This window comes from Pseudarthrobacter sp. CCNWLW207 (assembly GCF_037203945.1).
Classification (GTDB): Bacteria; Actinomycetota; Actinomycetes; order Actinomycetales; family Micrococcaceae; genus Arthrobacter.
The window spans coordinates 170,281-195,287 of the sequence record NZ_JBBCBS010000008.1; the positions used below are offsets into that span (position 1 = coordinate 170,281).

Below are 25,007 nucleotides of genomic sequence, written 5' to 3' on the forward strand. Positions count from 1 at the left end.
GTTCAGCCGGAGTGATGAAAATGCGGGCGCGGGCACCCGGGGGGCCTGCCGACGTCGTGCCTTTCCCAACTAGGTAGCAGCAGATGTCGTTTTGACGCCTCATAACGACATCTGCTGCTACCTAGTTGGGGGGCGGGCGGGGGGACGGGCTGGGAGGCTCGGCAAGGAGCCCAGTCAGGAGCCCGCCGGCAGGATGTTCTGGTTCCCACGGAAGATGTTCTGCGGGTCGAAATCCCGCTTGACCCTGGCCAGCCGGGCGTAGTTTCCGTTACCGAACGCAGCCCGGATGCGGTCCTGCCCTTCATTGCCGATGAAGTTCAGCCACACCCCGCCGGTGGCGTAAGGGGCGATCTTGCCCCGGAACTCCCTGACCCAGGCCTTGGCTCGTTGGCCTCCCTCGGGCGTGGGGGAGATGCCGTACGGATGGCTCACCCAGGCAGCGTTCCGGTTGATCAGCGGGGTGGCCGCCGCAGCGTTCCCGCCCACAGCGCCGCCCCAGCGCGCGATGAGCTGCTGGGACGTGGCATCCGGTAGGGTCCGGGCCGATTCCACAAAGAGGTCCAGCGCTTCGTCGGGCAGTTCGTCGTGGTAGTCGGCGCTCCAGTAGTTGTAGTGGTCCGGCGGATCATCGAGGGAAGATTGGAAGTCGGCGTAATGGGTGTCGCCCACGAGGTCGACGGCGGGACCGAGTTCGCGGAATGGCCTGGCATGCTCGGAGCCTTCCTCGGGGTCGCCGGCATAGACGTAAGCGATCAGGGTGGCCATCTTTCCCACCATCTCGTCGGGCACAAATGGTTCGGCCGGTGCCGTCACGTATAAGAGCGCCAGGCCCACGCCGTCTGGGGCTGCAAGGGCGAGGTCCCTGAACGCCCGGGTGATGTCCGTTGCGGCCTCGGCCGGCCACAGCCACATCCCGGCGTGCACCACCGGACCGAGCCGGTGGGCCTGGAACGTGAAGGATGTCGCCACTCCGAAGTTCCCGCCGCCACCATGGAGTGCCCAAAAGAGTTCGGGATTCTCCCTGGCGCTCGCGGTGACGCGCTCGCCGTCGGCCGTCACCAGGTTTACGGAGACGAGGCTGTCACACGCGAAACCGTAGGACCGTTCCAGCCACCCGGATCCGCCGCCCAAAGTAAAGCCGGCGACGCCGGTTGTGGAGGCGCGTCCGCCAGTCACGGCCAGTGCGTGCTCCTGGGTGGCGTGGTCGAACTCGCCCCAGGTCAGGCCGGCCCCCGCGGTGACAATGCCGGACTCGGGGTCGACGTCGATCGACTTCATGGGCCGGACATCGATCACCAGGCCGCCGTCGTTCATGGACATTCCTGCCACTGAGTGGCCCCCGGCGCGGACGGCGATGGCGAGCGAATTGTCCCTTCCGTACCGGAGGGCTTCGGCCACGTCCGCGTCAGTGGAGCATTGGGCTATCAGCGCCGGACGCCGGTCAATCATGGCGTTGAAGACCTTGCGGGCCGGATCATAATCGGGGCTGTCAGGCTTGATCCACTTCATCACAACGCTCCTCAGCGAGTGCGGCTCTTCCCCTCCCCATAGCGTAGGACTCTGGCGGCGGGTGTTCCATAGAGGGGCCATTAGCACGCGCGGCCGGCCGAAACCGGGGGCTTTTGCCATATTTGAGTAAGCGACACCAAAGGCCACAGAATCCCGCAGATGCGGACTAGAATAGCCAAATGCCCACGATTCGCGTTTCTGAAGCTGCCCGTTTCCTCGGCGTCAGCGATGACACCGTCCGCCGCTGGACGGAGAACGGCACCCTGTCGCCGGTGAAGGACGACGCCGGCCGGTTGGCTGTGGACGGCCTGCAGCTTGCGCAGCACGCCCGGAAGCTCGCGCAGCTCCCCGAGGACCCCCACCGGACCGGAAGCTCGGCCCGCAACAGGTTCGTCGGCCTGGTCACCGGCATCACCATGGACAAGGTCATGGCGCAGGTGGAGTTGCAGTGTGGCCCGTTCAGGGTGGTGTCACTGATGAGCAGCGAAGCCGTCCGCGACCTGGGGCTGGAACTTGGGTCCGTGGCCACCGCCGTGGTCAAGGCAACCACCGTCATCATCGAAACCCCGCACGGAAAGAGCCTCGTATGAGCGACTTCCGCGGTAGGCGGCGCCTCGTGGCGGTCATGGTTGCCGCCGGCCTGGCCGGAGCCCTCAGCGCGTGCGGTCCGGCTGCCCCAGCCGGCAACGCCCCAGCCGGCAACGCCCCAGCTGGCACCGCCGCGGCCGGCGACCCGGCCGGCAACCCGGCCGGCACCGGGCAACTGTCCGGGACTGTGACCGTTTTCGCAGCCGCATCGCTGAAGGGCACATTCACCCAGCTGGCACACGAGTTCGAGGCGAAGAACCCCGGCACCAAGGTCACGCTGAGCTTCGCCGGGTCCTCTGACCTGGCCACGCAGATCACCCAGGGCGCCCCGGCCGATGTGTTTGCCTCCGCCGACACCAAAAACATGGCCAAACTGGCCGATGCCGGACTACTCGACGGGACCGCGACGAACTTCGCCACCAACGTCCTGGAGATTGCTGTCCCTCCGTCCAATCCGGCGTCGATCGCTTCCTTCGACGACCTGGCCAAGCCCGGACTCAAGGTGGTTGTCTGCGCCAGCCAGGTCCCTTGCGGGGCGGCTGCGGACGCGGTGGAACGGGCCGCCGGCGTCACGCTGTCCCCGGTCAGCGAGGAATCCTCCGTGACGGATGTCCTCGGCAAGGTCACATCCGGAGAAGCCGACGCCGGCCTCGTCTACGTCACCGACGTCAAGAGCGCCGGCGGGAAGGCAAAGGGGATCCCGTTCGACGAAGCCAGCGAAGCCGTGAATACCTACCCCATCGCCACAGTTCGCTCGAGCCGGAACAAGGACCTGGCTGGCGCCTTCATCGCCCTGGTGGCCGGCGCCGAGGGCAGGAACACCCTCAGCGCGGCCGGTTTCGGCACACCGTAGCCATGGCACAGGCCAGGAGCAGCGGGTACGGCGGCGTCCCGCGCTGGATCTACGTTATTGCCGCGGCCGGCGGACTCTTCGTCCTGCTGCCGCTCGCCGCAATGGTGGCCAAGGTCAACTGGCCGCAGTTCATCCCCCTGGTCACCTCGGAATCGTCGTTGACCGCCCTCGGCCTGAGCCTGCGAACGTCCGCAGCCAGTACGGCCCTGTGCCTCGTGCTGGGTGTGCCGCTGGCGCTGGTTTTGGCCCGCGGGCGCTTCCCGGGGCAGGGCCTGCTCCGCTCCTTCGTCCTGCTCCCGCTGGTCCTCCCGCCAGTGGTGGGCGGCATCGCCCTCCTGTACACCTTCGGACGGCAGGGCCTCCTGGGCAGGACACTGGAAGTCGCCGGAGTCCAGATCGCATTCTCGACAACGGCGGTGGTCCTCGCCCAGACCTTTGTGGCCCTTCCGTTCCTCGTGGTCAGCCTCGAGGGTGCCCTGCGCACAGCCGGGAACCGCTACGAAGCAGTGGCCGCAACGCTGGGTGCCCGGCCCACCACCGTGCTGCGCCGCGTCACCATTCCGCTCGTGTTGCCGGGCCTCGCCTCCGGGGCGGTCCTGTCCTTTGCCCGCAGCCTCGGCGAGTTCGGCGCTACCCTCACGTTCGCCGGAAGCCTGCAGGGGGTGACCCGGACCCTGCCGCTGGAAATCTACCTGCAGCGCGAGACGGACGCCGATGCCGCCGTCGCCCTTTCCTTGGTGCTGGTGGCGGTTGCGGCGGCCGTGGTGGCACTTGCCTACCGCAGGCCGCGTTCCGGCGACAGTACCTCGGCAGGCAGGGAAAGCCCGACGGCGGCCCACGCCAGCGGCGGTGGTGTTACGTGACGTTTTCGGTCCAGGCAGCCGTGGCCGCCCGCGGCTTCGACGTGTCCCTCAGCTTGCTGCCGGGCGAAACCGTGGCCATCATGGGCCCGAACGGTGCGGGCAAATCCACCCTCCTGAACATCGTCGCCGGCCTGCTGCATCCGGACTCCGGCGAAGGCGAACTGGATGGAAAAACCCTGTTCAGCCTGGAAAGCGGGCGCGGCCAATGGACCGCCCCGCATCGCCGGGGCACCGCCCTGCTGGCCCAGGAACCGCTGCTTTTCCCGCACCTGAGCGTCCTGGAGAATGTGGCTTTCGGGCCGCGCAGCGCCGGTGTTCCCAGGCGCGACGCCAGGAAGTCCGCCCTGCGGTGGCTGGCCGAAGTCGAGGCTATCGAACTGCAGTCGCGCCGCCCAGCGCAGCTGTCCGGCGGCCAGGCCCAACGCGTTGCCGTGGCCCGGGCGCTCGCCACGGATCCCGGGCTCCTGCTCCTGGACGAACCCATGGCCGCGCTGGACATCCATGCCGCCCCCCTGCTTCGGCGCTTACTGAAGCGCGTATTGGCGGGGCGCCGCGCCATCATCATCACCCACGACGTCCTGGACGCCCTGATGCTGGCGGACCGGGTCATGATCCTCGAGAACGGCCGGATTGCTGAGCAAGGTCCCACCCGCGAGATCCTGCAGTCGCCCAGGAGCCGTTTCGCTGCCGGACTGGCCGGCCTGAACCTCGTATCCGGCACCCTGGCCGGTCATGGGCTACTGGCTGGCGACCTGGACATCTATGGCCAGCACGACGAACTGCCCGGGCAACTGCCTGCAGGCCAACCCGGGGTGGCGGTCTTTCCGCCGTCGGCCGTTTCCGTTTTCCTCACCGCCGCGCACGGGAGCCCGCGGAACTCCTTTGCCGTCACGGTGACCGACCTTGAGCCGTATGGCGATCGGATCAGGGTCCGGGCCGGTGACGGTGGGCGGTTAAGCGCCGACGTCACACCGGAAGCCGCGGCGGACCTGGGCCTCGTCCCCGGCCTGCAGGTGTATTTCGTGGTCAAAGCCGCAGCGGTCACCATTTACCCGGCCTGAGATCATCCCCTGGGCTGAACCCGGGGACTACGGACTTGGCTATGCTGGTCAGCGCCGGTTCAGCCTTGCCGGCCGCAAATGGGGGAGTGCAGTTGAAGATACGAAGCAGGAAAATTACGACGGCGGGTGCCGGGCTTTTGCTCGCAGCGGGACTGGCAGGGTGCAGCCTCTTTCCCTCACCCCCGCCGCCCGTTCCGGTGCCGGCCACCCCAATCTCACTGCTTCCGGCTAACTGCCCGTTCCTGGGGCGGGAGGACGTCCTGCCGGTCCGGATTCCCCAAGGCACGCCCAAGGAAGCTATCGGAGGCGTGCTGAATACCTATGGGGCGTGGCTGAACGCGGGGTCAGAAGTATTGTCCACCTGGCAGGCGGGTGGCACGGTCCCGCGCGAATGCGTGGACAGCCTCGCCGCAGCAAACACCGAGGCGTACGCAACCACTCTATTCACTACGCACACCGACGTGGCGTGGCAGCAGTATTTCAGCACCGTCGGACGGATGAACGCCCAAACCCTGCAGGGAGCATTGGCGCTGGAACCCGGCGCAGCACGGCGCGGCACCTTCGAGTTGTTGAAGGAGATCGATTCAAGCTCTACGGACAACGGCACCTTCCTGAAGTTCGACGCCGTCTTCAGACCCCCCGCGCCCGCCTCTGCCGGCGGTAACTGGGAGGACTGGGATAAGCCCACCCGGTGGTATGTGGAACTCGTCCCGGCGGGGGAGTTCCTGGTCATCAATTACGTGGAGCAGACCCCCGCCGCCGGCTACCAATAACTCCCCTGCAAGCCATTGACTAGTTTTGTCATTTTGCGTGACAGGGATCACTGCAGCGAGTAATATCTCTTGTGGATCCGCCGCACACCATGGCCGGTCCATCCACTGAGCTGAGCCGATCGGCGCATGCAGACCCTCGGGCGGGTGGCTCCTTGGGGGAGTCACCCGCCCGGGATGTTTAAGCCGGGTCCGCTACATGCCGGGCAGGTCAAGGAATTCGTAGACCTGGATGCTGGCCCCAGGCATCATGAGGTGTGGATGGCCGTCCAGGAGGGCCTGTGCGCCGTCCAGGTCTTCGGCCTGGATGATGCCATATCCGCCAATATGGCCTGTGCCATTGGGTGCCGAAGTTCCGGTGGCGGTGATCTCCCGGCCTTCCCCCAGAGGACTTCCCATGTCCACGATGCCGCTGCCGGCGCGGTCCGCCCATTCCGTCCAGGCCTTCATGCCTTCTTGGGCCGCTTCCGGTGTGCTCTGCGCCATCTGGGCCTGGGCCGACTGGGGTGCGAGGTAAAGAACAGCAAACTTCTTCATGGTAAATCCTCCGCTCCGGTGTGCCGGAGGACCGTGGCCCCCGGTCACAACCTCGATCCTAGGGTCGGTCGCCACTGCGGGGATACAGTGCAGGGGTAACCATTTGTGGAACCCTGGGCGTCGGTTGCTGGTGGTTCGCTGTGGGCAAAAAACCGTGTCAGAGCGGCATTCCTGAAAGTTGAGCGTAGTAGACTCAACTTAGCTAAATGCAAGATCCCGGAAGGAGCTCTCTTTGGACGTCAAATTCACCACCAAGAGCCAGGAGGCTCTTTCGGCGGCAGCCATGAACGCCTCAACTGCAGGAAATCCGCAGGTGGAACCCGCCCACCTGCTCAAGGCGCTGATGGATCAGCGGGAGGGCGTCGCCGTCGCCCTTCTGCGTGCCACCGGCGCCGACCCGGACGCCGTCAGCGTCCAGGCGAGCAGTGCCATCAAAGCGCTGCCGGCAACGTCAGGCGGGTCCACCCAGCAGGCGCAGCTGTCCCGCCCCGCCCTGCAGGCCATCCAGAACGCCAAGAACGAGGCCGACAGGCTCGGGGACACGTTCGTCTCCACCGAAGTCCTGTTGCTCGGGCTCTCAGCCGGAAGTGACGCCGTCGGGCGGTTAATGCGCGACGCCGGGGCCTCCCATGAGGCGCTGCTCGCCGCCCTGCCGGGTGTCCGCGGAGACCGAAAAGTGACCAGCCCGGACCCGGAGAACACCTTCCAGTCCTTGGAGAAGTACGGCACGGACCTTACTGCGATGGCGCGGTCCGGCAAGCTGGACCCGGTAATCGGCCGCGACACCGAGATCCGGCGTATCATCCAGGTCCTGAGCCGCCGTACCAAGAACAACCCCGTCATCATCGGCGAGCCCGGCGTGGGCAAGACCGCCGTCGTTGAAGGCCTGGCGCAGCGGATCGTGGCCGGTGACGTCCCTGAAAGCCTGCGCGGCAAAACCCTGATCGCCCTGGACCTCGCGTCCATGGTTGCGGGGGCCAAGTACCGCGGTGAATTCGAAGAGCGGCTCAAGGCTGTCCTTGAGGAGATCAAAAACTCCGAGGGGCAAATTGTCACGTTCATCGACGAGATCCACACAGTCGTGGGCGCCGGAGCAACGGGCGAGTCCTCGATGGATGCGGGCAACATGCTCAAGCCAATGCTGGCCCGGGGCGAACTCCGGCTGATCGGCGCCACCACGTTGGACGAATACCGCGAGAACATCGAGAAGGACCCCGCGCTGGAGCGCCGGTTCCAGCAGGTGTACGTGGGCGAACCCAGCGTAGAGGACACCATTGGCATCCTCCGCGGCCTGAAGGAACGTTACGAGGCGCACCACAAGGTCACCATCGCGGACTCCGCCTTGGTCGCCGCCGCCACCTTGTCCAACCGCTACATCTCGGGCCGCCAACTGCCGGACAAGGCCATCGACCTGGTGGATGAAGCCGCCTCGCGGTTGCGAATGGAGATCGACTCCGCGCCGGAGGAGATTGACCAGCTGAGGCGTGCCGTGGACCGGCTCACCATGGAGGAACTGGCCCTCGAGAACGAGAAGGACGCCGCCTCGGTGGAGCGCCTGGCCGCGATCCGGGCCGACAAAGCGGACAAGACTGAAGCGCTGGATGCGCTCAACGCCCGGTGGGAGGCCGAGAAGGCAGGCCTCAACCGGGTGGGGGACCTGAAGGCCAAGCTGGACGAGCTCCGCTCCACTGCGGACAAGGCACAGCGCGAAGGTGACCTGGAGACGGCATCGCGCGTGCTCTACGGCGAGATTCCGGCGCTGGAGCGCGAACTGAACGCCGCCGCAGCGGCTGAGGCCGAGGTGACGGACAAGCCGGCCCAGATGGTGGCCGAGCAGGTCACGGCGGACGACATCGCCGAAGTGATTTCCGCCTGGACCGGCATTCCCGCCGGCCGCATGCTGCAGGGTGAGAGCCAGAAGCTGCTGCACATGGAGGAGGAACTCGGACGGCGGCTGATCGGCCAGTCCAAGGCTGTGGCCGCTGTTTCGGACGCCGTGCGACGTGCCCGGGCAGGGATCAGCGACCCCAATCGGCCCACTGGCTCGTTCCTTTTCCTGGGCCCTACGGGCGTGGGAAAGACCGAGCTAGCCAAGGCATTGGCTGACTTCCTGTTCGACGACGAACGGGCCATGGTGCGGATCGACATGTCCGAATACGGCGAGAAGCACTCGGTGGCCCGTCTGGTGGGCGCGCCTCCGGGCTACGTCGGTTACGAGGAGGGCGGCCAGCTGACCGAGGCCGTCCGCCGCCGGCCGTACTCCGTAATCCTGCTGGACGAGGTGGAGAAGGCTCACCCGGAAGTGTTTGACATCCTGCTGCAGGTACTCGACGATGGCCGCCTCACCGACGGTCAGGGCCGCACCGTTGATTTCCGCAATGCCATCCTGGTGCTGACCTCGAACCTGGGCAGCCAGTTCCTGGTGGACCAGTCCCTGGACGCGCAGGCGAAGCGGAATGCCGTGATGGCCACCGTCAACGCGTCCTTCAAGCCGGAGTTCCTGAACCGACTGGACGAAGTGGTGCTGTTCGACGCCCTGTCCGTGGAGGAACTGGCCCGGATCGTGGAACTGCAGGTTGCCGAACTGGGCGGGCGGCTGCATGAGCGCCGGCTCACCCTTGAGGTGAGCGAGGGCGCCCGAGCATGGCTGGCCATGTCCGGCTTTGATCCCGCCTATGGCGCCAGGCCGCTGCGTCGGCTGGTGCAGCGGGAGATCGGCGACCGCCTGGCCAAGGCCATCCTGTCCGGCGACATCGCCGATGGCGACACCGTGCTGGTGGACACTGCGGCCGACGTCGATGAACTCACCATTGAGGGGCTGGAGGCTCTGTCCGGGTCCGACGGCGGCGCTCCCGCCGGCACAGGCCTGGTGGTCCGGCGGAAGGCGTAGGCCCGGCCGCGCTCCCCTTACCCAACTAAGTAGCAGCAGATGTCGTTTTGAGCCCTCAAAACGACATCTGCTGCTACTTAGTTGGGATTTAACAGGGGAACGCCCCGCAGTCAGGGGAGCACGCTGGCAGTGATGACGTTCCCGCCGGGCGATGTGACGTAGCAGTCCACCCGGCGGTCGCCGGATTCCCAGCTGGTGGTGCTGGGATAGGCCCGCTGGAAATTCAGCGTGAAGTCATTGGCTGCTGGAGCAAGCTTGGCGGCCTGGCATGCCTCCAGCGCCTTGGCCTTGAGGGTTTCGGCGCCCGGATAGGAGTCACCGGACGGATAGCGGTAGATGGCCACGAGCTGTGCCGAGTGGCCGGTGTCGCAAGCCACCACGCTCGACTTCAGTGCCTCGGGATCGAAATCCTTGAAGCAGTCACCGAGCTGGAAGTCCGCCGGTGGCACGCCGTCCCGAGGCAGCGGGAGTGGGCTCGCTGGCGCTGTAGGCGAAATTTCCATGACTCCTGCAGCGTTTGAGCCCGAATCTCCGCTGTTCCGTGCGTTCTCGCTGAGCCACAGCGCCAACCAGATCAGGGATCCCACCACACCGACGAGGACCAGGACAAAAACGGTCTTCAGGACGATCGGCCCGATCCGCCGCGGCTGGCGGGAAGGGGGCGCCGGCGGCATGTCCGGGAGTGGAATGTTGGGCGGCACCGGGGGAGGCACTTGTGGCAGGCCGGCAGTGGGCGGCACTACGGGTTTGGGCGGGCGCGCCGTTCGGCTGGCAGCGAAATCCTCGCCTTCGCCCGCAGGTCCTGTGGCGCCGTCCTTTTGGTTCACTGAAGTGCACCCTCCTGCGTTGCCTTGGTTGATAACCCCGGTCTGTGGCCGGTGTTCAGCAGTTGATGAAGCGACTCTATCGAACAAAAAACCCGGGAACCCTGTTGTTCGGCGCGATCGGCGTCCCCGACATGCCGTCCGGGGGCGGCTGCTGGCAAGCATGGGCTGCCGAAAGCATGTAATCTAGGTGTACGACAAATTGACCAAACATTCCGGGGCCTCACCGATAGCCAAGGTGACCACCTCCGGTCCAAGTACAAAAGGGGGTCACGCCATGGGGCGCGGCCGTCAAAAGGCAAAAGCTACCAAGCAGGCTCGGGATATTAAGTACTACTCCCCGAACACTGACTATTCGGCACTTCAGCGTGAGCTGACGGGTCCGGGCAGTCGTGCCACGAGCCATTTCGCGAATGAACCGGTTGAACCGGATTATTCGGCTTATGTGGATAAGTACGCGGACGATTTGGAAGAAGACGACGACGACGTAGACAGCCGTCGGATCGGCTAGTTGTCACAGGCCGGCGTAGCCGCAAGGCGCCCGGATCCCGCGACGCCGCAGTACGATCGGATGCCGCATCCTATCCGTCAGTACAGCGCTTCTTGAGCAGCACCCAGGATCCGGACGGACCCCGTGGTGTCTCGTGATTTACAGAGTTAACCTCAGCCATTCTGTGCTGACCTCATTTATTGGGCCCGTTGCCTGAACCGGATGCCGGTGCAGGCAACGGGCTTTTTGGTGTTGACTGGTGGTGTCGACCCAGGGGGACCTACCCCACCGCTGTCACCGCGAAAGGACCTCCATGTCCGAAAACTCCAGTTCACCTACGTACCGGCATGGTGAGCCCTGCTGGGCGGATATCCAGACCCGCGATGTTGCCGCGGCCAAAGACTTCTATGCCGCGGTTTTCGGCTGGCGTTTCGAGGATCTGCCCACGCCCGATGGCCGGAGCTATGCCAAAGCCTTCCTGGGCGAGGATCTTGTGGCCACGATCGCCCCGCAGAACCCGCATCAGGAGTCCCTGGGCACCAGCGCGCAGTGGAACATCTACCTGGCGGCAGACGACGCCAAGGCAATAGCGGAAGAAACGACACACCTGGGTGGCGCAGTCCAGTTTGGTCCTGAGCAGGTGGCTGACACCGGGGTGATGGTCTTCGTTGATCCGCCTGGTGGCGGCACCACGGGCGTCTGGCAGCCAGGGACGCATACTGGCGCCGAACGCTACAACGAACCCGGTGCGCTCTCGTGGGCGGAACTGCTCACGCCCGAGCCGCAGGCCGCCGTCGGATTTTTCCAGCAGCTCTTCGGCCACGAGGTCACCGAGTATCCCCAGGACGACGGCGGCACGTACACCACGCTCATGGTGGGCGGTGCGGAGGTGGCCGGGATAGCCGCGGCTGAGGATGAGGCCGGCTGGCAGATCTACTTCGGTGCCACCGACGTCGCCGAAACGGTACGAAAGGCAGTGGCGGCCGGGGCCGACGTACTGATCGAACCCGACGTCTCAGACCCCGACGCCCCCGGGGCCACGGCCACCCTCAAGGATCCGCAGGGCGGCGTTTTTAGCCTGCTGGAGGTTTAACGCACCGAGTGCTCCACACCGGCCCGAGCATGGAGGCTAGGGACCGGTGGGAGCACTCGATGAGGGGCTTAGGCGTAGGCGTTGACCAGGCGGACAGCGCCGCCGTCCACGCCCTTGGCGCCCTGGACGTAGTCCGGGCCGGACTTGAGGATGGAGTCCGAGTCGGCCGTGACGGTGCCCATGATCCAGGACGGCAGGCCGCGGTCGTTAAGGCGGGCCACGGCGGCGTCGGCAGCCTCGGCGGACACGATGGCCACCATGCCCACACCGAGGTTCAGGGTGCGCTCCAGGTCAGCCAGCGGAACGTTGCCCAGCTCGGAAACCAGCTTGAAGATGGCGGGCAGTTCCCAGGTGGCGCGGTCCACGGTGGCTACGAGCCCCTGCGGAAGCACGCGGGCCAGGTTGGCGGCGAGGCCTCCGCCGGTGACGTGGCTGAAACCGTGTACGGCATGTGCGCTGTTCACGGGGAACGCGCGGGCGAGGTCCAGGCAGTCGGCGGCGTAGACGCGGGTGGGCTCCAGCAGTTCCTCACCCAGGGTGCGGCCAAGTTCTGAGACTTGGCGGTCCAGTGCCCAACCGGCGTGGTTGATGACGCGGCGGACCAGCGAGTAGCCGTTGGAGTGCAGGCCGGAGGAGGCCATGCCGATCACCACGTCGCCGGCGCGGACGCGGTCCGGGCCCAGCAGTTCAGAGGCTTCGACAACACCGGTGGCTGCACCGGCGACATCGTATTCGTGTTCGCCCAGCAGGCCGGGGTGCTCGGCGGTCTCGCCGCCCACCAGGGCGGTGCCGGCCACGGAGCAAGCTGCGGCGATGCCGCGGACGATGTCGGCGATGCGTTCGGGAACAACCTTGCCGCAGGCGATGTAGTCGGTCATGTAGAGCGGCTCTGCACCGACCACCACGATGTCGTCCACCACCATGCCCACCAAGTCAAAGCCGATGGTGTCGTGGATGTCCATGGCCTGCGCGATGGCAACCTTGGTACCTACGCCGTCGGTGGACGTGGCCAGCAGTGGGCGCTTGTAGGTCAGCAGCCTGGAGACGTCGTACAGCCCGGCGAAGCCGCCGACACCGCCGATCACGGAGGAGTTGTGGGTGGCCTTCACGGCACCCTTCATCAGCTCGACGGCGCGGTCGCCGGCTTCGACGTCAACACCGGCGGAGGCATAGGTGATGCCCGCGGCGCTGTCTGAAGCGTTGGCGGCGGCGGGGGTTGCGGAAGTCATACGGACTCTTTCTTGTCAGCGCCGATGGTGGTGGCGTGTACGTCTGGCACAAGGTCGGCTTCGGTCAGCAGGTTTTCGAACTCGGCGTCCGGCCCAGGGTCGCAGCCCGTGGCGCCGGCTTTCCCGGCCGGATCCTCGGCGTCGTCGACGGAGGAAACAGTCAGGGCGGCAGTGGCGCCCGGGAGGGCAGAGGGCGACGGCGTGAGGCCGCCGAGGTCGGTACGCTCCAGCAGGTTCTTGCCCAGCTTGTCCGAGCCCGGGAGCTCGATGGGGTACTTGCCCGTGAAGCAGGCCGTGCACAGGCGTCCGCGTGGCTGGCGGGTGGCGTTGATCATGCCGTCTTCGGAGATGTACGCGAGGGAGTCGGCCCCGATAGCCTGGGTGATTTCCTCGATCGTGGCGCCGTTGGCGATCAGCTCCGCCCGTGAGGCGAAGTCGATGCCGTAGAAGCAGGGCCATTTCACGGGCGGGGAGGAGATCTTGATGTGGACGCTCGCGGCGCCCGCTTCCCGGAGCATCCGCACGATGGCCCGCTGGGTGTTGCCGCGCACGATGGAGTCGTCCACCACCACAACGCGCTTGCCGCGGATGACGGATTCCAGGGCGTTGAGCTTGAGCCGGATTCCGAGCTGGCGCAGTGTCTGCGAGGGCTGGATGAACGTGCGTCCCACGTAGGAGTTCTTGACGAAGCCGTGCGCGAACGGGATGCCGGATTCTTCGGCATAGCCCACGGCCGCGGGTGTTCCCGATTCCGGCACGGGGATGACGATGTCCGCTTCCTGGGTGTTCTCGCGAGCCAGCTGACGGCCCATTTCAACGCGGGACTCGTAGACGGAGCGGCCGGCGATTGCGGCGTCCGGACGGGCGAGGTAGACGTATTCGAAAACGCAGCCGGCCGGCGTGGCCTCGGCGAAGCGCTGTGAGCGGACGCCGTCCTCATCGATGGCGATGAACTCGCCGGGCTCGATCTCGCGGATGAAGCTTGCACCCACGGTGGCGAGGGCGGACTGCTCGGAGGCGACAACCCAGCCGCGTTCCAGGCGGCCCAGGACCAGGGGACGGATGCCGTAGGTGTCGCGTGCGGCGTAAAGGGTGCCTTCGTCCATGAACACGAAGCAGAAGCCGCCCTTGATCTTGGGCAGGAGCTCGATGGCGGTCTGTTCGAGGGTCTTGCCCTCTTCGCCTTCCAGCAGCGCCGTAACCAGCGCGGTATCGGAGGTGTTGCCCTGCTTCATTTCGCCGCTGAGCTGGCCGCCGTTGCGTTCCAGGATCATGGTGTTGAGTTCGGCGGTGTTGGTCAGGTTGCCGTTGTGCGCCAGCGCCACGGTGCCGGTGCTGGTAGCCCCGAGGGTGGGCTGGGCGTTGGCCCAGTGGCTGGCTCCGGTGGTGGAGTAGCGACAGTGTCCCACTGCCAGGTGCCCGGTCAGGGTGTTCAGCGTGGTTTCGTCGAAGACCTGGGAAACGAGCCCCATGTCCTTATAGACGTTGATCCGCTTGCCGTCGCTGGTAGCAATACCAGCCGACTCCTGACCGCGGTGCTGCAGTGCATACAGCCCGTAATAGGTGAGTTTTGCTACTTCTTCACCTGGTGCCCAGACCCCGAAGACGCCACAAGCGTCCTGAGGGCCTTTTTCGCCAGGGAGAAGATCATGAGAAAGTTTTCCATCGCCGCGTGCCACTGGTCGATTATCTCACGACATGGGGTAAGACTTTTCCGCGGCGGCGTTTGTGACTGGCGGCGCGGTTGTGCTTGTGCTTGTGCTGCACTGGCGACTACGGCGCTGCGCCGTCGTCGGGTTCCGAGTCGGGGACGGCTTCTACGATGGCGCGCTGCTGGCGTTTGACGCTCCGCCGGTCCAGCAGAAGGGCCGTGACAGCGCCTAGGATCGCCCCGCCGGCGCCGAACATGACCAGGAAGAACCCAAAAACAGACCCACGGTCAAAGCTCTCGTCGCCGGGGAGCCCGTAGGCGATCACGGCAGCCACCACGACGCCGACGAGGCCACCGAGGATGAGGAAGGGCACATATTTAGGTGCCCGGCGGACGGTGATTTCGCGCCGTTCAGCGGGGGTTTCTTCAAAAGCCATGCCATCAAGCCTACTGCGGGCCGGAAGGGGGGAGTTCACGACCGGAATGCGTGACTTTTGGCCCGCACCGGCGCGCCGGCCTCCGCCGTTCCAGCGCGCCGGGTTCCCAGCCCTGCCAAAAGTGACGCAATTGCGTCGGAGGCTCCCGGCCAGCGGAGGTCAGCTGCCGCGGTAGGTGGAATACGCGAACGGGCTCAGCAGCAGCGGCACGTGGTAGTGCTCCGCGCCGGTCACCTCGAAGACGAGGTCCACTTCGGGGAAGAACGTGGCCGTGCCGAGGGCGGCATAGTACTCACCGGTGCCGAAGTTGAGCCGGTAGCGCCCGGGTGCCAGTTGCTCAGGACCGAGGTCTTTGGCGCGGCCGTCCGCATCCGTTGCGGAGGCGGCGAGCTGGTGCCAAGTGCCGCCGTCGTGCTGTGAAAGGACGACGGCGACCCCCGCCGCCGGACGTCCGGCACCGGTGTCCAGGACATGGGTGGTGACATGGGAAACGCTCATTCGCTGATCACTCCTTCAAGGCGCAGCAGCGCGATTTCGCGCAGTTGCTGGGCGACTATGGCATCTTCCTCGGCCGGCGAATTGCTGAGCCGGGTGTTAAGTGCGGCCAGGATTTCGGGGGCAGTCCGTCCGGCGGCGCGGATCAGGAAGACCCTGCCGAACTTTTCCTCATAGGCGCGGTTTCCGGCAGCCAGCGCCGCGGCGGTCCCGTTGTCCGAAGGGTCCACGCCGGACTGCTCCGAGCGGGACATGGATGCCTCGGCTGTGCTGGCCGTTGGCCGTTCGCCGATGCGGGGGTGGTGTGCCATTGCGGCTTCAACCTCGGCAGCGGTGAAGGGTGCAGCGGCGTGGGCGGCAAAGTCCAGGAGTGTTGCCCTGGAGCTGAAAGGGCGTGCCGCGGTGATGGCCTCAATCCAGCGCTGGACGTCGATGCAGGGTTTCAGGGCGTCGGCGGCCACAGCCGTGTCCGCGCTGTTGAATTCGGCAAGCTTCATGCTGGCTGGTTCCTCATTGCAAATGCTGGCATCCATGGTGACGGCTATGCGGAGGACCGGCTTTCCGGCGGCTTTCAAAACGAAGCTTCCGCATCATGGAACTGTTATTTCAGCATACGTAATATTGAAGTCGACGGTGTGCGTGGTGTCAAGAGAGGCTTGGCCTGCAGGAATACGGGCTCACGCCGCCGGAGCCCTTGGAGAGCTAAATGAATCCGAACCGGGACGTCTTCAGTCCTGGGATGTCCTGGTGAGAACCCACGTATTGGTGCCGTCCTGCCGTTCGAACGTCACAGTGGTGACCAGCGCCTGGATGAGGGCCAGCCCGCGCCCGGATTCGGAGTCGTCGTCGGGCGTTCCCGGCTCCATCGGGCCGAAAGGCGGCTTCGCATAAAAGGCACTGACCCTGGCGCGGAGGAGCGCGGGCTGGACACTGATGTCCACACCCAGTTCCACGGGCTTTTCCGCGTTGGCCGGCTCAGCGTGCTGGACGATATTGGACGCCGATTCGATGACGGCAGTGGTAAACGTCATCTGGTCCACGGCCTGGACCAAAGGGGCGTCCTCCCAGAGGCCGTCCAGCTCGTTGTGGACGGACTCGATGGCCTCGGCATCAGCCAACCCACGGAAGCTCCGGTGGGCCAAGACCTCAGTCATTGCTGAACGCCTCTTCGGCGGAAGCGTAGGAGGTCAGGACGCGGTCCATGCTGGTCAGTTCCAGCACCATCTTCACCTGCGGCTGCACGGCTGCGATCCGAAGGTCGCCGCCCGCCTGCCGGGCCGCCTTGAGGCAGCCGATCAGGGCGCCGAGGCCGGAGGAGTCCATAAATGCCGTATTCTCCAGGTTCACCACGATCCGGGAGGAACCGCCGGCGATCACATCGGTGACGAATTCCCGGAGCTTGGGGGCGGACACCATATTCAGCCGTCCGTCTGCCTTGACCTCCGCGTACGAATCCTTGACCTCGTAACTAAACTCCATTGGGTTTCCTCTCTCCAGCCTCTAGGTCAACAGCGGGTTGGTACCCCTGATACAAAACGGCGCGAACCAGGACGCTCATGACCGCCAGGTCAAAAATAACCCAGGCCACGTTCACCAACGTGCCAAGCGGCTCGGCCAATCCGCTGGCGAGCCGGATAATTCCCACGACGGCGGCAACCGCCAGGAGCGCGGACACAATGATTTGCGGTCGGATCAGGCTCCAGCCGGGCCCTCCGGCCTGCCGCGCCTTGGGGGTGACGGCGAATCCCAGGGGGCGGCCGAACCAGACGTTCCGGGCCGCCGTCGAACACGCCTTGATCCAGGTGGGGAACAGCGCGAGGCTGTACTGCTGTCCACGCCAGGTGGGGATTCCGCGGCCGGCCACAGCGAACAGCAACTGGTTGGCGATCATGAAGGGAATGAACCGGACGAAAAAGTCCCAGCTCAGGCTGGTGACCGGCAGGATGCCCAGCAGCAGGTAGATGATGGGGGCGGCGAAGTAGATGACCGCAGCATATCCGCTGAGGTAGGTCCACATGGTGGCAAAATACATCAGCCGCTGGCCGATCTTCAGACCCTTCTGGACGAGGGGGTTTTCACGGAGCAGGACCTGGATGGTCCCCTGTGCCCACCTGAGGCGCTGGGTGAGCATGGTCTTCAGGTCCTCGGGCGCCAGGCCGTAGGCCAGGATTTCGTGGTGGTAGACGCTCTCCCAGCCCATGGCGTGCATGCGCATGGCTGTGGCCATATCCTCGGTCACGGAGATGGTGGCCAGGGGCATGACCGGTTGCGCTTCGTCGTTCCGTTCCACGTTCAGGGCGTCCAGGACGGCCTGAACGGATTCCAGTGCGCCCAAGGGAGACCAGTCCCGGGCCGACATGCGCTGGACGGCGTCATCGGCCACTACCGGAACCCCGGCGTCGCCCACGTGTGCCAGCTCCATGGCGGCAATCTCTTCGAGGTCAGCCTGGAGGGCGGAGACGTCCGCCTGGACCAGTGTCTGCACGGCCGCGTCGACGCGGCGGCGCACGCGGTACGTGATCTCACTCAGCGGTTCACCCGCTTCCAGCTGCTCCTGCGCTTGCCGGGTGGCGGCCGCGACCTCGTCCAGCACGTCGGCCACCAGGGGAGTGCCGACGTCGGCCGATTTCCGGGCCTTGCTGATGGCGGAGCGCGATGCCGCGAGCGCGCGCCGGATACTCTTCTCGGTTTCCTTGACGTAGCCCACCAGGCCCAGCTGCATCAGCGCCTCGCGGCGCAGGATGGCGTTGGAGCCGCAGAAGAAGGCTGCGTTCCAGCCGTCCTTCCCCTGCTGGATGGGACCGTAGAACAGCGGGGCCTGGCTGCCCAAGGGATCATCCGCGGGAACATTGCTGAAGTACTGCGGGGTCTGGACGAGGGCCACCCGGCGGTTATTGAAGTAGCCGAGGGTTTTCTCCAGGATGTCCGGCTCGGGGATCTGGTCGGCGTCCAGGATGAGCAGGAATTCGCCGTGCGTGACCATCAGGGCGTTGTTCAGGTTGCCAGCCTTGGCGTGGCGCGGAACATTGGCTGTCCAGTCCTCGCTGCGCGTCACGTAGCCCAGGCCATGCTCTTCGGCGAGGGCCTTGAGCCCGGGCCGGGCGCCGTCGTCAAGGATCCATGTGCTGTGCGGGTGCCGGATCCGCTGGGCCGCCAGGGCGGTAGTCATGACCATGTCCAGGTCTTCGTTGTACGTGGTGATGAAGACGTCAACTGTGGCATCGCTGGGCGGCACCGGGGCCCCTTTGCGGATCTTCAGTTTCCACACGGTCATGCCGAACAGCATCACGTCGATCAGGCTGAACGTCTCCGCCGCCACCAGCGGGACTGCGATCCACCAGGCGTCCCAGTTCAGCGACGCCACCCAGCGCCAGGCCACATAGTTCAGGCCGAAGATGACGGTCAGGACCACCATCAGGCGGGTCCAGAAGCGGCTCACGCCGCGGAGTCTTCCAGCAGGCGCCTCACCACCACCACCGTGACGTCGTCCTCGGCGGACTCCGCGGGGGCGAGGGCGAGGATGGCGTCGCTGGCGGACTGGGCGGAGTCCTGCCCATGCGCCGCGGCCAGCACCGCCCCGGTGAAGGCCTCCACGGAGTCAAAAACGTCCAGGACCCCGTCGCTCACCACCACCAGTGAGTCTCCGGGAGCCAGGTCCAGGGAGAACTGCGGCCAGGCGCTCCCGGCCCATGCACCCACGGGCGGACCTCCGGAGGGAAGCCGGTGGACACCACCGCCTGCCGTGACGTGCAGCGCGAGCCCATGACCGGCGTCGACATAGCTGACATTGCCCGACGCCGCGTCAAGGCGTGCGTGGAACAGGGTGACGAACGAGTTGGACGAATCAAGGTCCGTGGCGATGGCCTGGCTGGCCGATGCGAAGGCTCCGTCCAGGTCCTGTCGGTGGCCCATGGACCGCATCACCGCGCGGACCGTGGCGGCGATGAGCGCTGCGCCCATGCCCTTGCCCATGGCATCGGCGAAGGTCAGGTGGAGCCCGTCCGGGGTTCGGTACCAGTCGTAGAAGTCGCCCCCCACGCTGCGGGACGGGCGGAAGACGCCAGCGAGGTCGTAGCCCTGCACCACGACGTCCTCCTTGGGCAGGAGGCTCTGCTGGACCTCGGTGGCGCGCTCAAGCTCGCTGCGGGCGGCTGTGTCCGCGCTGGGGGACAGGCGGCGCCGGAACAGCGCGTTGATCCGGGACTGGAGTTCCCGGGGACTGAAGGGCTTGCTGATGTAGTCATCTGCGCCGTTGTCCAGCCCCGTGAGTTTGTCCAGTTCGTCGGCCCGGGCGGTGAGCATCACGATGAAGGCGTCAGAGAATTCGCGCAGGAGCTTGCAGACCTCAAGGCCGTCCAGATCTGGGAGGTTCAAGTCCAGGGTGACCAGGTCCGGTTTGACGTTCCTGACCAGTTCCACGCCCGGCAGGCCGGACTCGGCTTCAGAGACCTCGAAGCCCTGCTTAGTCAGGATCCGAACCAGCAGCCCACGGATGTCCGGATCGTCCTCTATTACAACGGCGCGGCGAATATCGGGCGTGGAAGGCATAGCTCTACTTCTACCGTATTAAGGCGAGTCAGGCATTGTCACGTGCCTCACTCCCAAGTTAATCCGTGCAAGTTTCCGTCAGACCCGTCGCACGACGTCCTGCTCGGCTGATCTTGAGCAAATCTTGGCATTGGCTTAGGCAGACGTTGAGGAATGCCCGGGACACTCAAAACAGGCAGTAGCTTCCGCCGGACGCTTCCCGGATCCGGCCCGGAAGTTGGACGGCTTGCGGAAAGCGGGGAAGCCACATGGGAAATATCAGCATCGGGGACGAACCAGTGGACCGTCCGTCACGGACCCGGGGACTCCTGAGCGCGGGGATGGACAAGAGCCGGGCATTGTTGCGCCTGTACTTCCACTCGCTCAAGGTCCGGGCCGCGGCCAACGCGCTTGCAGAGGCTTTGGCTGACTCCAAGGAGTCCTCCAGTTGGCCCGGAGATCGCCTGCCGGTGGGCGCCGAACTCTCCGAGAGGGTCGAAAAGCTCACCCACCGCCTCAGCTTGGAAACCAAGGCACACGGCCGCCTGGCAGCGCTCTTCCACGCCGCCGGCAGCGGCGCATTGCGGCCCGCATAGCTGCACCCGGGGCAACGCTTTTCCCGGCTCAACGGCAGCCGTTCCATCCTGGCTCTTTCCGTGCCACACTTGAGGTCAATCGAGTGGCTGGGGCTAACCAGGGTCAGGAGATTGCCGTGAGCTGGATGACAGGCTGGGCGTACCTCATCGGATTCCTCATCACCACGGACGCGCTTCTCCTGGCGCTGTGGCTCATGGATAGGGACTGGCCCAAGCACTGGCGTAAGAAGCACTGACCAGTACAGTTGAGTCGGGTCAGCGCAGGTCCAGGCGCATCACCACGCGCGGGAATCCGTTGAGCACTGACTCCGTATCGGCCACCTTGGTAAACCCGGCCCGTTCAAACAGCTTGCGGGTGCCCACATAGGCCATAGTCAGGTCCACTTTGCTGCCGCGGTTGTCCACTGGATACCCCTCGATGGCGGGTGCCCCGTAGCTGCGGGCAAAGTCAACGGCCCCCTTCAGGAGGTGGTGTGAGATGCCCCCACCCCGGTGCCCGGGCCGGACTCGGATGCACCACACGGACCACACTTCAAGGTCGTCTACGTGCGGGATCCGGCGGTTTCGGGCGAAGCTGGTATCCGAGCGTGGGTGGACAGCCGCCCAGCCTACGACGTCGTCGCCGTCGTAGGCCAACACTCCGGGCGGCGGATCCTGCCGCACCAGTTTCTTCACGAGGTCGCCGCGTTCGGTGCCGTGAAGCTCAAGGTTCTGCTTCGACGGAATGCGGTAGCTCAGGCACCAGCACACGTTGGCGTCCGGCCGCTTGGGGCCAACCACCGCTTTGACGTCCTCGAACTTCGTTGCCGGGCGCACCACGATCGCCATGGCGCCATTTTCCTCGATCCCGCGGGCAATTGGAATGTTTGCCCCTGGCAGCACCTGCGCATCTGGGAGGACTGTTTACGGCGCTGTTGGCGGACGCCGGCCGTCTTGGTTGCCTGGGCCGCCTTTCAGCCGCAGCCCGGCCTCCTCCACGAGTTCAGTCAACCAAGGGCGATGACCCTGGTGGAAAACCATTCCTTCAGGAAGTCCTTGGACGGATGGTTCGGAATTGATGATGTCGATGGTGATGCGGCCGCCGCCTATGGGGGCGTTGGTGATGTGCAAGTCGCCGTAGGAATCCGGGAGTGCAGGGTCCAGCCAGAATCCGCCACGCGAAACATGGGTGTCGTACCGCATCAGGCTCGTCACGAGCTGGATGGGTGTTGTCGCTGCCCACGCTTGAGGCGAGCACGCCGTGGGATAAGGTACGGGTTCAGCGAACTGCTCGCGGCTGAAGCCGCAGAACAGTTCCGGCAACCGCCCGCCTGAATATTCGGCCGCCTCCAGCAGGGCAGTGGAAATCCGCTGGGCCTCTGCCACGAAGCCGTACCGCATGAGTCCGGCCACAATGACCGCGTTGTCATGAGGCCAGACTGAGCCATTGTGGTAGCTCGCAGGATTGTAGGCACCCATATCGCTGGCCAGAGTGCGCACGCCCCAGCCGCTGAACATTTCCGGGGACAGCAACCGTTCGGCCACAAGCGGCGCTTTGTCCTCGTCTATGAGGCCGACCCAGAGGCAATGCCCCATATTGGACGCACACGCATCGACAGGTCTCTTCTTGCCGTCCAGGGCGATAGCGTAGTAACCGCGTTCTGGCAGCCAGAACTGTTCGTTGAACCGCTTCTTCAGCCGGGCGGCGTCATCGGCCAGGCGGGTTGCCAAAGCCTCGTCGCCGGCGTCGAATGCTATCCAGGAACGCGCCATGTAGGCGTCGTAGACATAAGCCTGCACCTCGCACAGCGCAATCGGTGGCTCCGCCATTCGGCCGTCTGCGAAGTTGATTCCGTCCCAGGAGTCCTTCCAGCCCTGGTTGAGGAGGCCTTGGGGGTTGAGCCGCTCATATTCAACGAATCCGTCGCCATCCTTGTCGCCATAGTTGCGGATCCAGTCCAGTGCCCGGTCCGCATGGGGCAGCAGCGCGGCGATGGTGTCCCGGGCGAAACCCCAGCGGCTCACGGTTCCAAGTATCGTCACAAACAGCGGGGTGGCATCGACGCTGCCGTAGTAGATGTGCTTTCCGCCGAGTGAAAGGCCGCTGGAGACATCCAGCCTGACCTCGTGCAGGATCTTTCCCGGTTCCTCCTCGCTGATCGGATCCACCACTTTTCCCTGGCGGTCGGCCAGGGTTTGCAAGGTGCCCAGGGCAAGTGAGGGGTCCACTGGCATGGACATCTCCGATGCCCACAGGGAATCCCGGCCAAACAGGGTCATGAACCAGGGAGCGCCGGCGGCCACCACAACCCGCTCAGGATGGTTCGGATCCTCGATCCGGAGCGCGCCCAAATCGTCATAGCTCCGGCGCAGGGTCCGTTCTATGGACTGGTTGCCCATGTGCAGTTTTGGAATTTTCGCCACCCATTCCTGCCTGCGGCGGTCGCGCGGGGATAACCCGTCACCGTCAGGGTGAATGAACGACGGCGGCGCTGGGTTGGCTGGGTCAGCGCCGGTAGGAACGGCGGTAAGGACAGTGCTCCACTGGCCGTGCGGCTCGATGGTCAGGCTGTATGTCAACGCGTCCATCGTGACATCAGCACCGGGGGCCTGGACGCGGAGGCCCTTTCGGATGTCCTGCCAGGTAGCACTGATGCTCAGCGAGTCACCGTCAACTTCCCGGATTTCCTCCCAACGCCGCTGGATGCGGGCTTCCTTGACCTCGAAAAGATCCGCGAAGTCCGCTTCGGCGCGTACGGCCAGAACACATTGGACAGGTTCGATTCCATGATTGCGGACAGTGATGTGTTCCTGGATGCCTGCACCCACCTCCCGGAGGCGCTCCACGATCACCGGACTGTCCGCATACCCGTCCCGGCGGGTTGCCCGGCCCGCGAACAGGGCCCTGTACGGCTCCTTCGTCTCGGCAGCCAGGGGTTCGAGCGACAGGCCATCGAGAGTGATGCTCCAGCGGGACACAATGCGCGTGTCCTGGAAGAAGACGCCGTGTGGAAATTCGGGGTGGATGTCCCCGTTGGGCGAGGAGATGCAGAAGGATGTGCCTTCCACCAAGGTGATCGTCCCTGCCCCTACGGGTCCCGCTGCAGTGTCAGCGTTCCAACCAGCCATGCCGGCCCCTTTGTTGTATCACCGCCGGCTTGCGGGACGATCAAGCCAACCGCTGCCGGGCGCCGCTTTGTCGTAACGACGCTACTCCAGCCTGCGCGAGGATTCCAGAGCAGGGGAGTACTTAGGCAGCACCCGCTGACGGGACCATCAGGTCGTAGTCATCCTCGATATGGAACATCCGACGGTGACCGATCTTGTCTATGACCCAGATGGTCCTGCCATCCTCGGTTCGATCGTCTACGAAACCCCGGTGGCACTCGACGCCGTTCCGGTTGAGATTAACGACGTCTCCGCGCTGGAGGGCTGTCCACGTAGCTGCACGACGGCTTTGTCGCATAACTTTCTGCCTTTCGAATTCATGTGGTGCGAGGTTGCTGGTGGGTGTAGTCGGGGTAGGCCTGCTGCCGGCCCTGGCAGCACTTCCGAGGGTAATCGCCCTCCAGTCTATCGTCGATTGTTGACAATTGCTAGGAGTTGAGTGATTCAGGATGTTCATTCCCCCGCTGAACCCGACCAAAAAGGAAGGCCAGATCCAATGGATCTGGCCTTCCTTTTTGCGAGTTGTCCCGCATCGGTTCTTATGCGGTGATCTCCGTCTTGTCCCGATTGGCGGTGAGATCCTCGACAGCCTTTTGCATGTGGCGTTCGATGGCTTTGTGGAGTTCTTCCCGGTCGCCGGCCTCCAGAAGGTCCAGGAGGTTCTGGTGCTCCTGCACCAAGGCATCAATTCGGGGGTACGCAACGGCCAGATTGAGGATACACATCCTCGATTCCGCAGCCAGGGTGTTGTAGATCCGGATCAAACGCGTGTTGCCCGCCCCGGCCACGAAAGTAGTGTGGAACTGCATATCCAGCCTGGCAATTGCTTGCCAGTCCGACACGGCAACCTGCTTCGCCATGTCTCTAATGATGGCCTTCAATGCCTGGCAGGTGTCCTTAACCTGTTCCTGCCCTGCATCCAGCAGTGCGTCTGCTGCAGTTGATTCCACAGCCTTGCGGACCGTGTAGATCTCCCTGACGTCGTCGTCTGAAAGTTCCAGGACGAACACCCCGCGGTTGCGATGGCTGACCAGGATGCCCTCTTGGGACAACCGCTGCAACGCCTCACGGACAGGGCCCCTTGACGTGCGTAGCTGCCCTGCCAAGACCGATTCATTGATCTGCTCGCCAGGGCGGAAGATCCCCTGGACAATCTGTTCCCGCAGCTGATCCGCGATCAGCTGCGCCGTGGGTCTTCCCTCCAGTACAAACAATCCTTCCGGTGCCGCCATTGCTCTTCCCTCACTTCACTCTTTGCCGATTGCTTTTCTTAGACAGTATTGGATTTCGTTACCCTTGACGCCCACATCGGGGACGAGGCCATGTGGGAGTCACCTTTCCTGGGATGGCCGCGTTGAACGCTCTTGTACCGTTGGGGGCGCGCGAAGTTGAGGCTGTCGAAGGTGCGCTTGCCGAGGGCTTCGTTGGCGGCGATTTCGCCGTAGCC

At 65.0% G+C, this 25,007-nt stretch carries 25 protein-coding genes; 9 read left to right on the top strand and 16 right to left on the bottom strand.

Going from position 1 to position 25,007, the window contains the following annotated elements:
• Positions 1–174 precede the first annotated feature (174 nt).
• Entirely contained in the window at positions 175–1,509 is a 1,335-nt protein-coding gene (locus tag V9L17_RS15505) for an FAD-binding oxidoreductase (protein WP_337352093.1), read from the bottom strand.
• 179 nt (positions 1,510–1,688) lie between these two features.
• On the opposite strand from V9L17_RS15505, the gene V9L17_RS15510 reads away from it, so the two are divergent.
• The 5 genes from V9L17_RS15510 to V9L17_RS15530 all read left to right on the top strand — a co-directional run bounded on the left by V9L17_RS15510 (position 1,689) and on the right by V9L17_RS15530 (position 5,647).
• Positions 1,689–2,099, top strand: a complete 411-nt coding sequence (locus tag V9L17_RS15510; protein ID WP_337352094.1) for a TOBE domain-containing protein — start codon at positions 1,689–1,691, stop codon at positions 2,097–2,099.
• Entirely contained in the window at positions 2,096–2,950 is an 855-nt protein-coding gene (gene modA, locus V9L17_RS15515) for a molybdate ABC transporter substrate-binding protein (RefSeq protein ID WP_337352095.1), read from the top strand. Before V9L17_RS15510 ends, modA begins: the two co-directional genes overlap by 4 nt.
• Positions 2,951–2,952: 2 nt before the next feature.
• Positions 2,953–3,813, top strand: coding sequence for an ABC transporter permease (locus tag V9L17_RS15520; RefSeq protein ID WP_337352096.1), 861 nt, complete (start codon positions 2,953–2,955; stop codon positions 3,811–3,813).
• Positions 3,810–4,874 carry a sulfate/molybdate ABC transporter ATP-binding protein gene (locus V9L17_RS15525; protein ID WP_337352097.1) on the top strand — a complete coding sequence of 355 codons (1,065 nt, stop codon included), beginning with the start codon at positions 3,810–3,812 and terminating at the stop codon, positions 4,872–4,874. The genes V9L17_RS15520 and V9L17_RS15525 overlap by 4 nt, the downstream gene beginning before the upstream one ends.
• Before the next feature lie 197 nt (positions 4,875–5,071).
• Positions 5,072–5,647, top strand: coding sequence for a hypothetical protein (locus tag V9L17_RS15530; RefSeq protein ID WP_337352098.1), 576 nt, complete (start codon positions 5,072–5,074; stop codon positions 5,645–5,647).
• Positions 5,648–5,839: 192 nt separating this feature from the next.
• Here V9L17_RS15530 and V9L17_RS15535 read toward each other — a convergent pair whose 3' ends face one another.
• Positions 5,840–6,181 (bottom strand): YciI family protein, encoded by a 342-nt coding sequence (locus V9L17_RS15535; RefSeq protein WP_337347335.1) that lies wholly within the window; start codon positions 6,179–6,181, stop codon positions 5,840–5,842.
• Positions 6,182–6,413: 232 nt separating this feature from the next.
• Between V9L17_RS15535 and clpB the strand changes: the two genes are divergently transcribed.
• Positions 6,414–9,071 (top strand): ATP-dependent chaperone ClpB, encoded by a 2,658-nt coding sequence (gene clpB, locus V9L17_RS15540; RefSeq protein WP_337352099.1) that lies wholly within the window; start codon positions 6,414–6,416, stop codon positions 9,069–9,071.
• Positions 9,072–9,181: 110 nt separating this feature from the next.
• On the opposite strand, the gene V9L17_RS15545 is transcribed toward clpB, so the two are convergent.
• Entirely contained in the window at positions 9,182–9,898 is a 717-nt protein-coding gene (locus V9L17_RS15545) for a septum formation family protein (RefSeq protein ID WP_337352100.1), read from the bottom strand.
• A 274-nt stretch (positions 9,899–10,172) separates the two neighbouring features.
• On the opposite strand from V9L17_RS15545, the gene V9L17_RS15550 reads away from it, so the two are divergent.
• Together V9L17_RS15550 and V9L17_RS15555 are read left to right on the top strand one after the other, a co-directional pair.
• Positions 10,173–10,406, top strand: coding sequence for a DUF3073 domain-containing protein (locus V9L17_RS15550; RefSeq protein WP_310165386.1), 234 nt, complete (start codon positions 10,173–10,175; stop codon positions 10,404–10,406).
• A 292-nt stretch (positions 10,407–10,698) separates the two neighbouring features.
• Complete coding sequence (locus tag V9L17_RS15555; RefSeq protein ID WP_337352101.1) at positions 10,699–11,478, top strand: VOC family protein; 780 nt, start codon at positions 10,699–10,701, stop codon at positions 11,476–11,478.
• 68 nt (positions 11,479–11,546) lie between these two features.
• Here the strand turns inward: V9L17_RS15555 and purM are convergent, their stop codons facing one another.
• The 9 genes from purM to V9L17_RS15600 all read right to left on the bottom strand — a co-directional run bounded on the left by purM (position 11,547) and on the right by V9L17_RS15600 (position 19,838).
• Positions 11,547–12,707, bottom strand: coding sequence for a phosphoribosylformylglycinamidine cyclo-ligase (gene purM / locus V9L17_RS15560; RefSeq protein WP_337347331.1), 1,161 nt, complete (start codon positions 12,705–12,707; stop codon positions 11,547–11,549).
• Positions 12,704–14,386: an amidophosphoribosyltransferase gene (purF, locus tag V9L17_RS15565; RefSeq protein WP_337347330.1), complete on the bottom strand. Its 1,683-nt coding sequence runs from the start codon at positions 14,384–14,386 to the stop codon at positions 12,704–12,706. The genes purM and purF overlap by 4 nt, the downstream gene beginning before the upstream one ends.
• A 94-nt stretch (positions 14,387–14,480) precedes the next feature.
• Entirely contained in the window at positions 14,481–14,795 is a 315-nt protein-coding gene (locus V9L17_RS15570; RefSeq protein ID WP_337347329.1) for a hypothetical protein, read from the bottom strand.
• A gap of 159 nt (positions 14,796–14,954) precedes the next feature.
• Positions 14,955–15,293: a hydroxyisourate hydrolase gene (gene uraH / locus V9L17_RS15575; protein ID WP_337347328.1), complete on the bottom strand. Its 339-nt coding sequence runs from the start codon at positions 15,291–15,293 to the stop codon at positions 14,955–14,957.
• Positions 15,290–15,787 carry a 2-oxo-4-hydroxy-4-carboxy-5-ureidoimidazoline decarboxylase gene (gene uraD / locus V9L17_RS15580; protein ID WP_337347327.1) on the bottom strand — a complete coding sequence of 166 codons (498 nt, stop codon included), beginning with the start codon at positions 15,785–15,787 and terminating at the stop codon, positions 15,290–15,292. The genes uraH and uraD overlap by 4 nt, the downstream gene beginning before the upstream one ends.
• A gap of 231 nt (positions 15,788–16,018) precedes the next feature.
• On the bottom strand, positions 16,019–16,444 hold the full coding sequence (locus V9L17_RS15585; RefSeq protein WP_337347326.1) for an ATP-binding protein: 426 nt from the start codon (positions 16,442–16,444) through the stop codon (positions 16,019–16,021).
• Positions 16,437–16,769 (bottom strand): STAS domain-containing protein, encoded by a 333-nt coding sequence (locus V9L17_RS15590; protein ID WP_111909217.1) that lies wholly within the window; start codon positions 16,767–16,769, stop codon positions 16,437–16,439. Before V9L17_RS15590 ends, V9L17_RS15585 begins: the two co-directional genes overlap by 8 nt.
• Positions 16,759–18,729: a glycosyltransferase family 2 protein gene (locus tag V9L17_RS15595; protein WP_337352102.1), complete on the bottom strand. Its 1,971-nt coding sequence runs from the start codon at positions 18,727–18,729 to the stop codon at positions 16,759–16,761. The genes V9L17_RS15590 and V9L17_RS15595 overlap by 11 nt, the downstream gene beginning before the upstream one ends.
• On the bottom strand, positions 18,726–19,838 hold the full coding sequence (locus V9L17_RS15600; RefSeq protein WP_337352103.1) for a PP2C family protein-serine/threonine phosphatase: 1,113 nt from the start codon (positions 19,836–19,838) through the stop codon (positions 18,726–18,728). Before V9L17_RS15600 ends, V9L17_RS15595 begins: the two co-directional genes overlap by 4 nt.
• Before the next feature lie 248 nt (positions 19,839–20,086).
• Here V9L17_RS15600 and V9L17_RS15605 point away from each other — a divergent pair, with 248 nt between their 5' ends.
• Positions 20,087–20,413, top strand: coding sequence for a hypothetical protein (locus tag V9L17_RS15605; protein ID WP_337347323.1), 327 nt, complete (start codon positions 20,087–20,089; stop codon positions 20,411–20,413).
• 255 nt (positions 20,414–20,668) lie between these two features.
• Here V9L17_RS15605 and V9L17_RS15610 read toward each other — a convergent pair whose 3' ends face one another.
• The 4 genes from V9L17_RS15610 to V9L17_RS15625 all read right to left on the bottom strand — a co-directional run bounded on the left by V9L17_RS15610 (position 20,669) and on the right by V9L17_RS15625 (position 24,792).
• Positions 20,669–21,241, bottom strand: a complete 573-nt coding sequence (locus V9L17_RS15610; RefSeq protein WP_337352104.1) for a GNAT family N-acetyltransferase — start codon at positions 21,239–21,241, stop codon at positions 20,669–20,671.
• 75 nt (positions 21,242–21,316) lie between these two features.
• The gene (locus V9L17_RS15615; protein WP_337352105.1) at positions 21,317–23,521 is read right to left on the bottom strand and encodes an amylo-alpha-1,6-glucosidase; all 2,205 of its coding nucleotides are present in this window, start codon (positions 23,519–23,521) and stop codon (positions 21,317–21,319) included.
• A 121-nt stretch (positions 23,522–23,642) separates the two neighbouring features.
• Positions 23,643–23,858 carry a hypothetical protein gene (locus V9L17_RS15620; RefSeq protein ID WP_337347320.1) on the bottom strand — a complete coding sequence of 72 codons (216 nt, stop codon included), beginning with the start codon at positions 23,856–23,858 and terminating at the stop codon, positions 23,643–23,645.
• A 241-nt stretch (positions 23,859–24,099) separates the two neighbouring features.
• Complete coding sequence (locus V9L17_RS15625; RefSeq protein ID WP_337347319.1) at positions 24,100–24,792, bottom strand: GntR family transcriptional regulator; 693 nt, start codon at positions 24,790–24,792, stop codon at positions 24,100–24,102.
• Between the last annotated feature and the right edge of the window lie 215 nt (positions 24,793–25,007).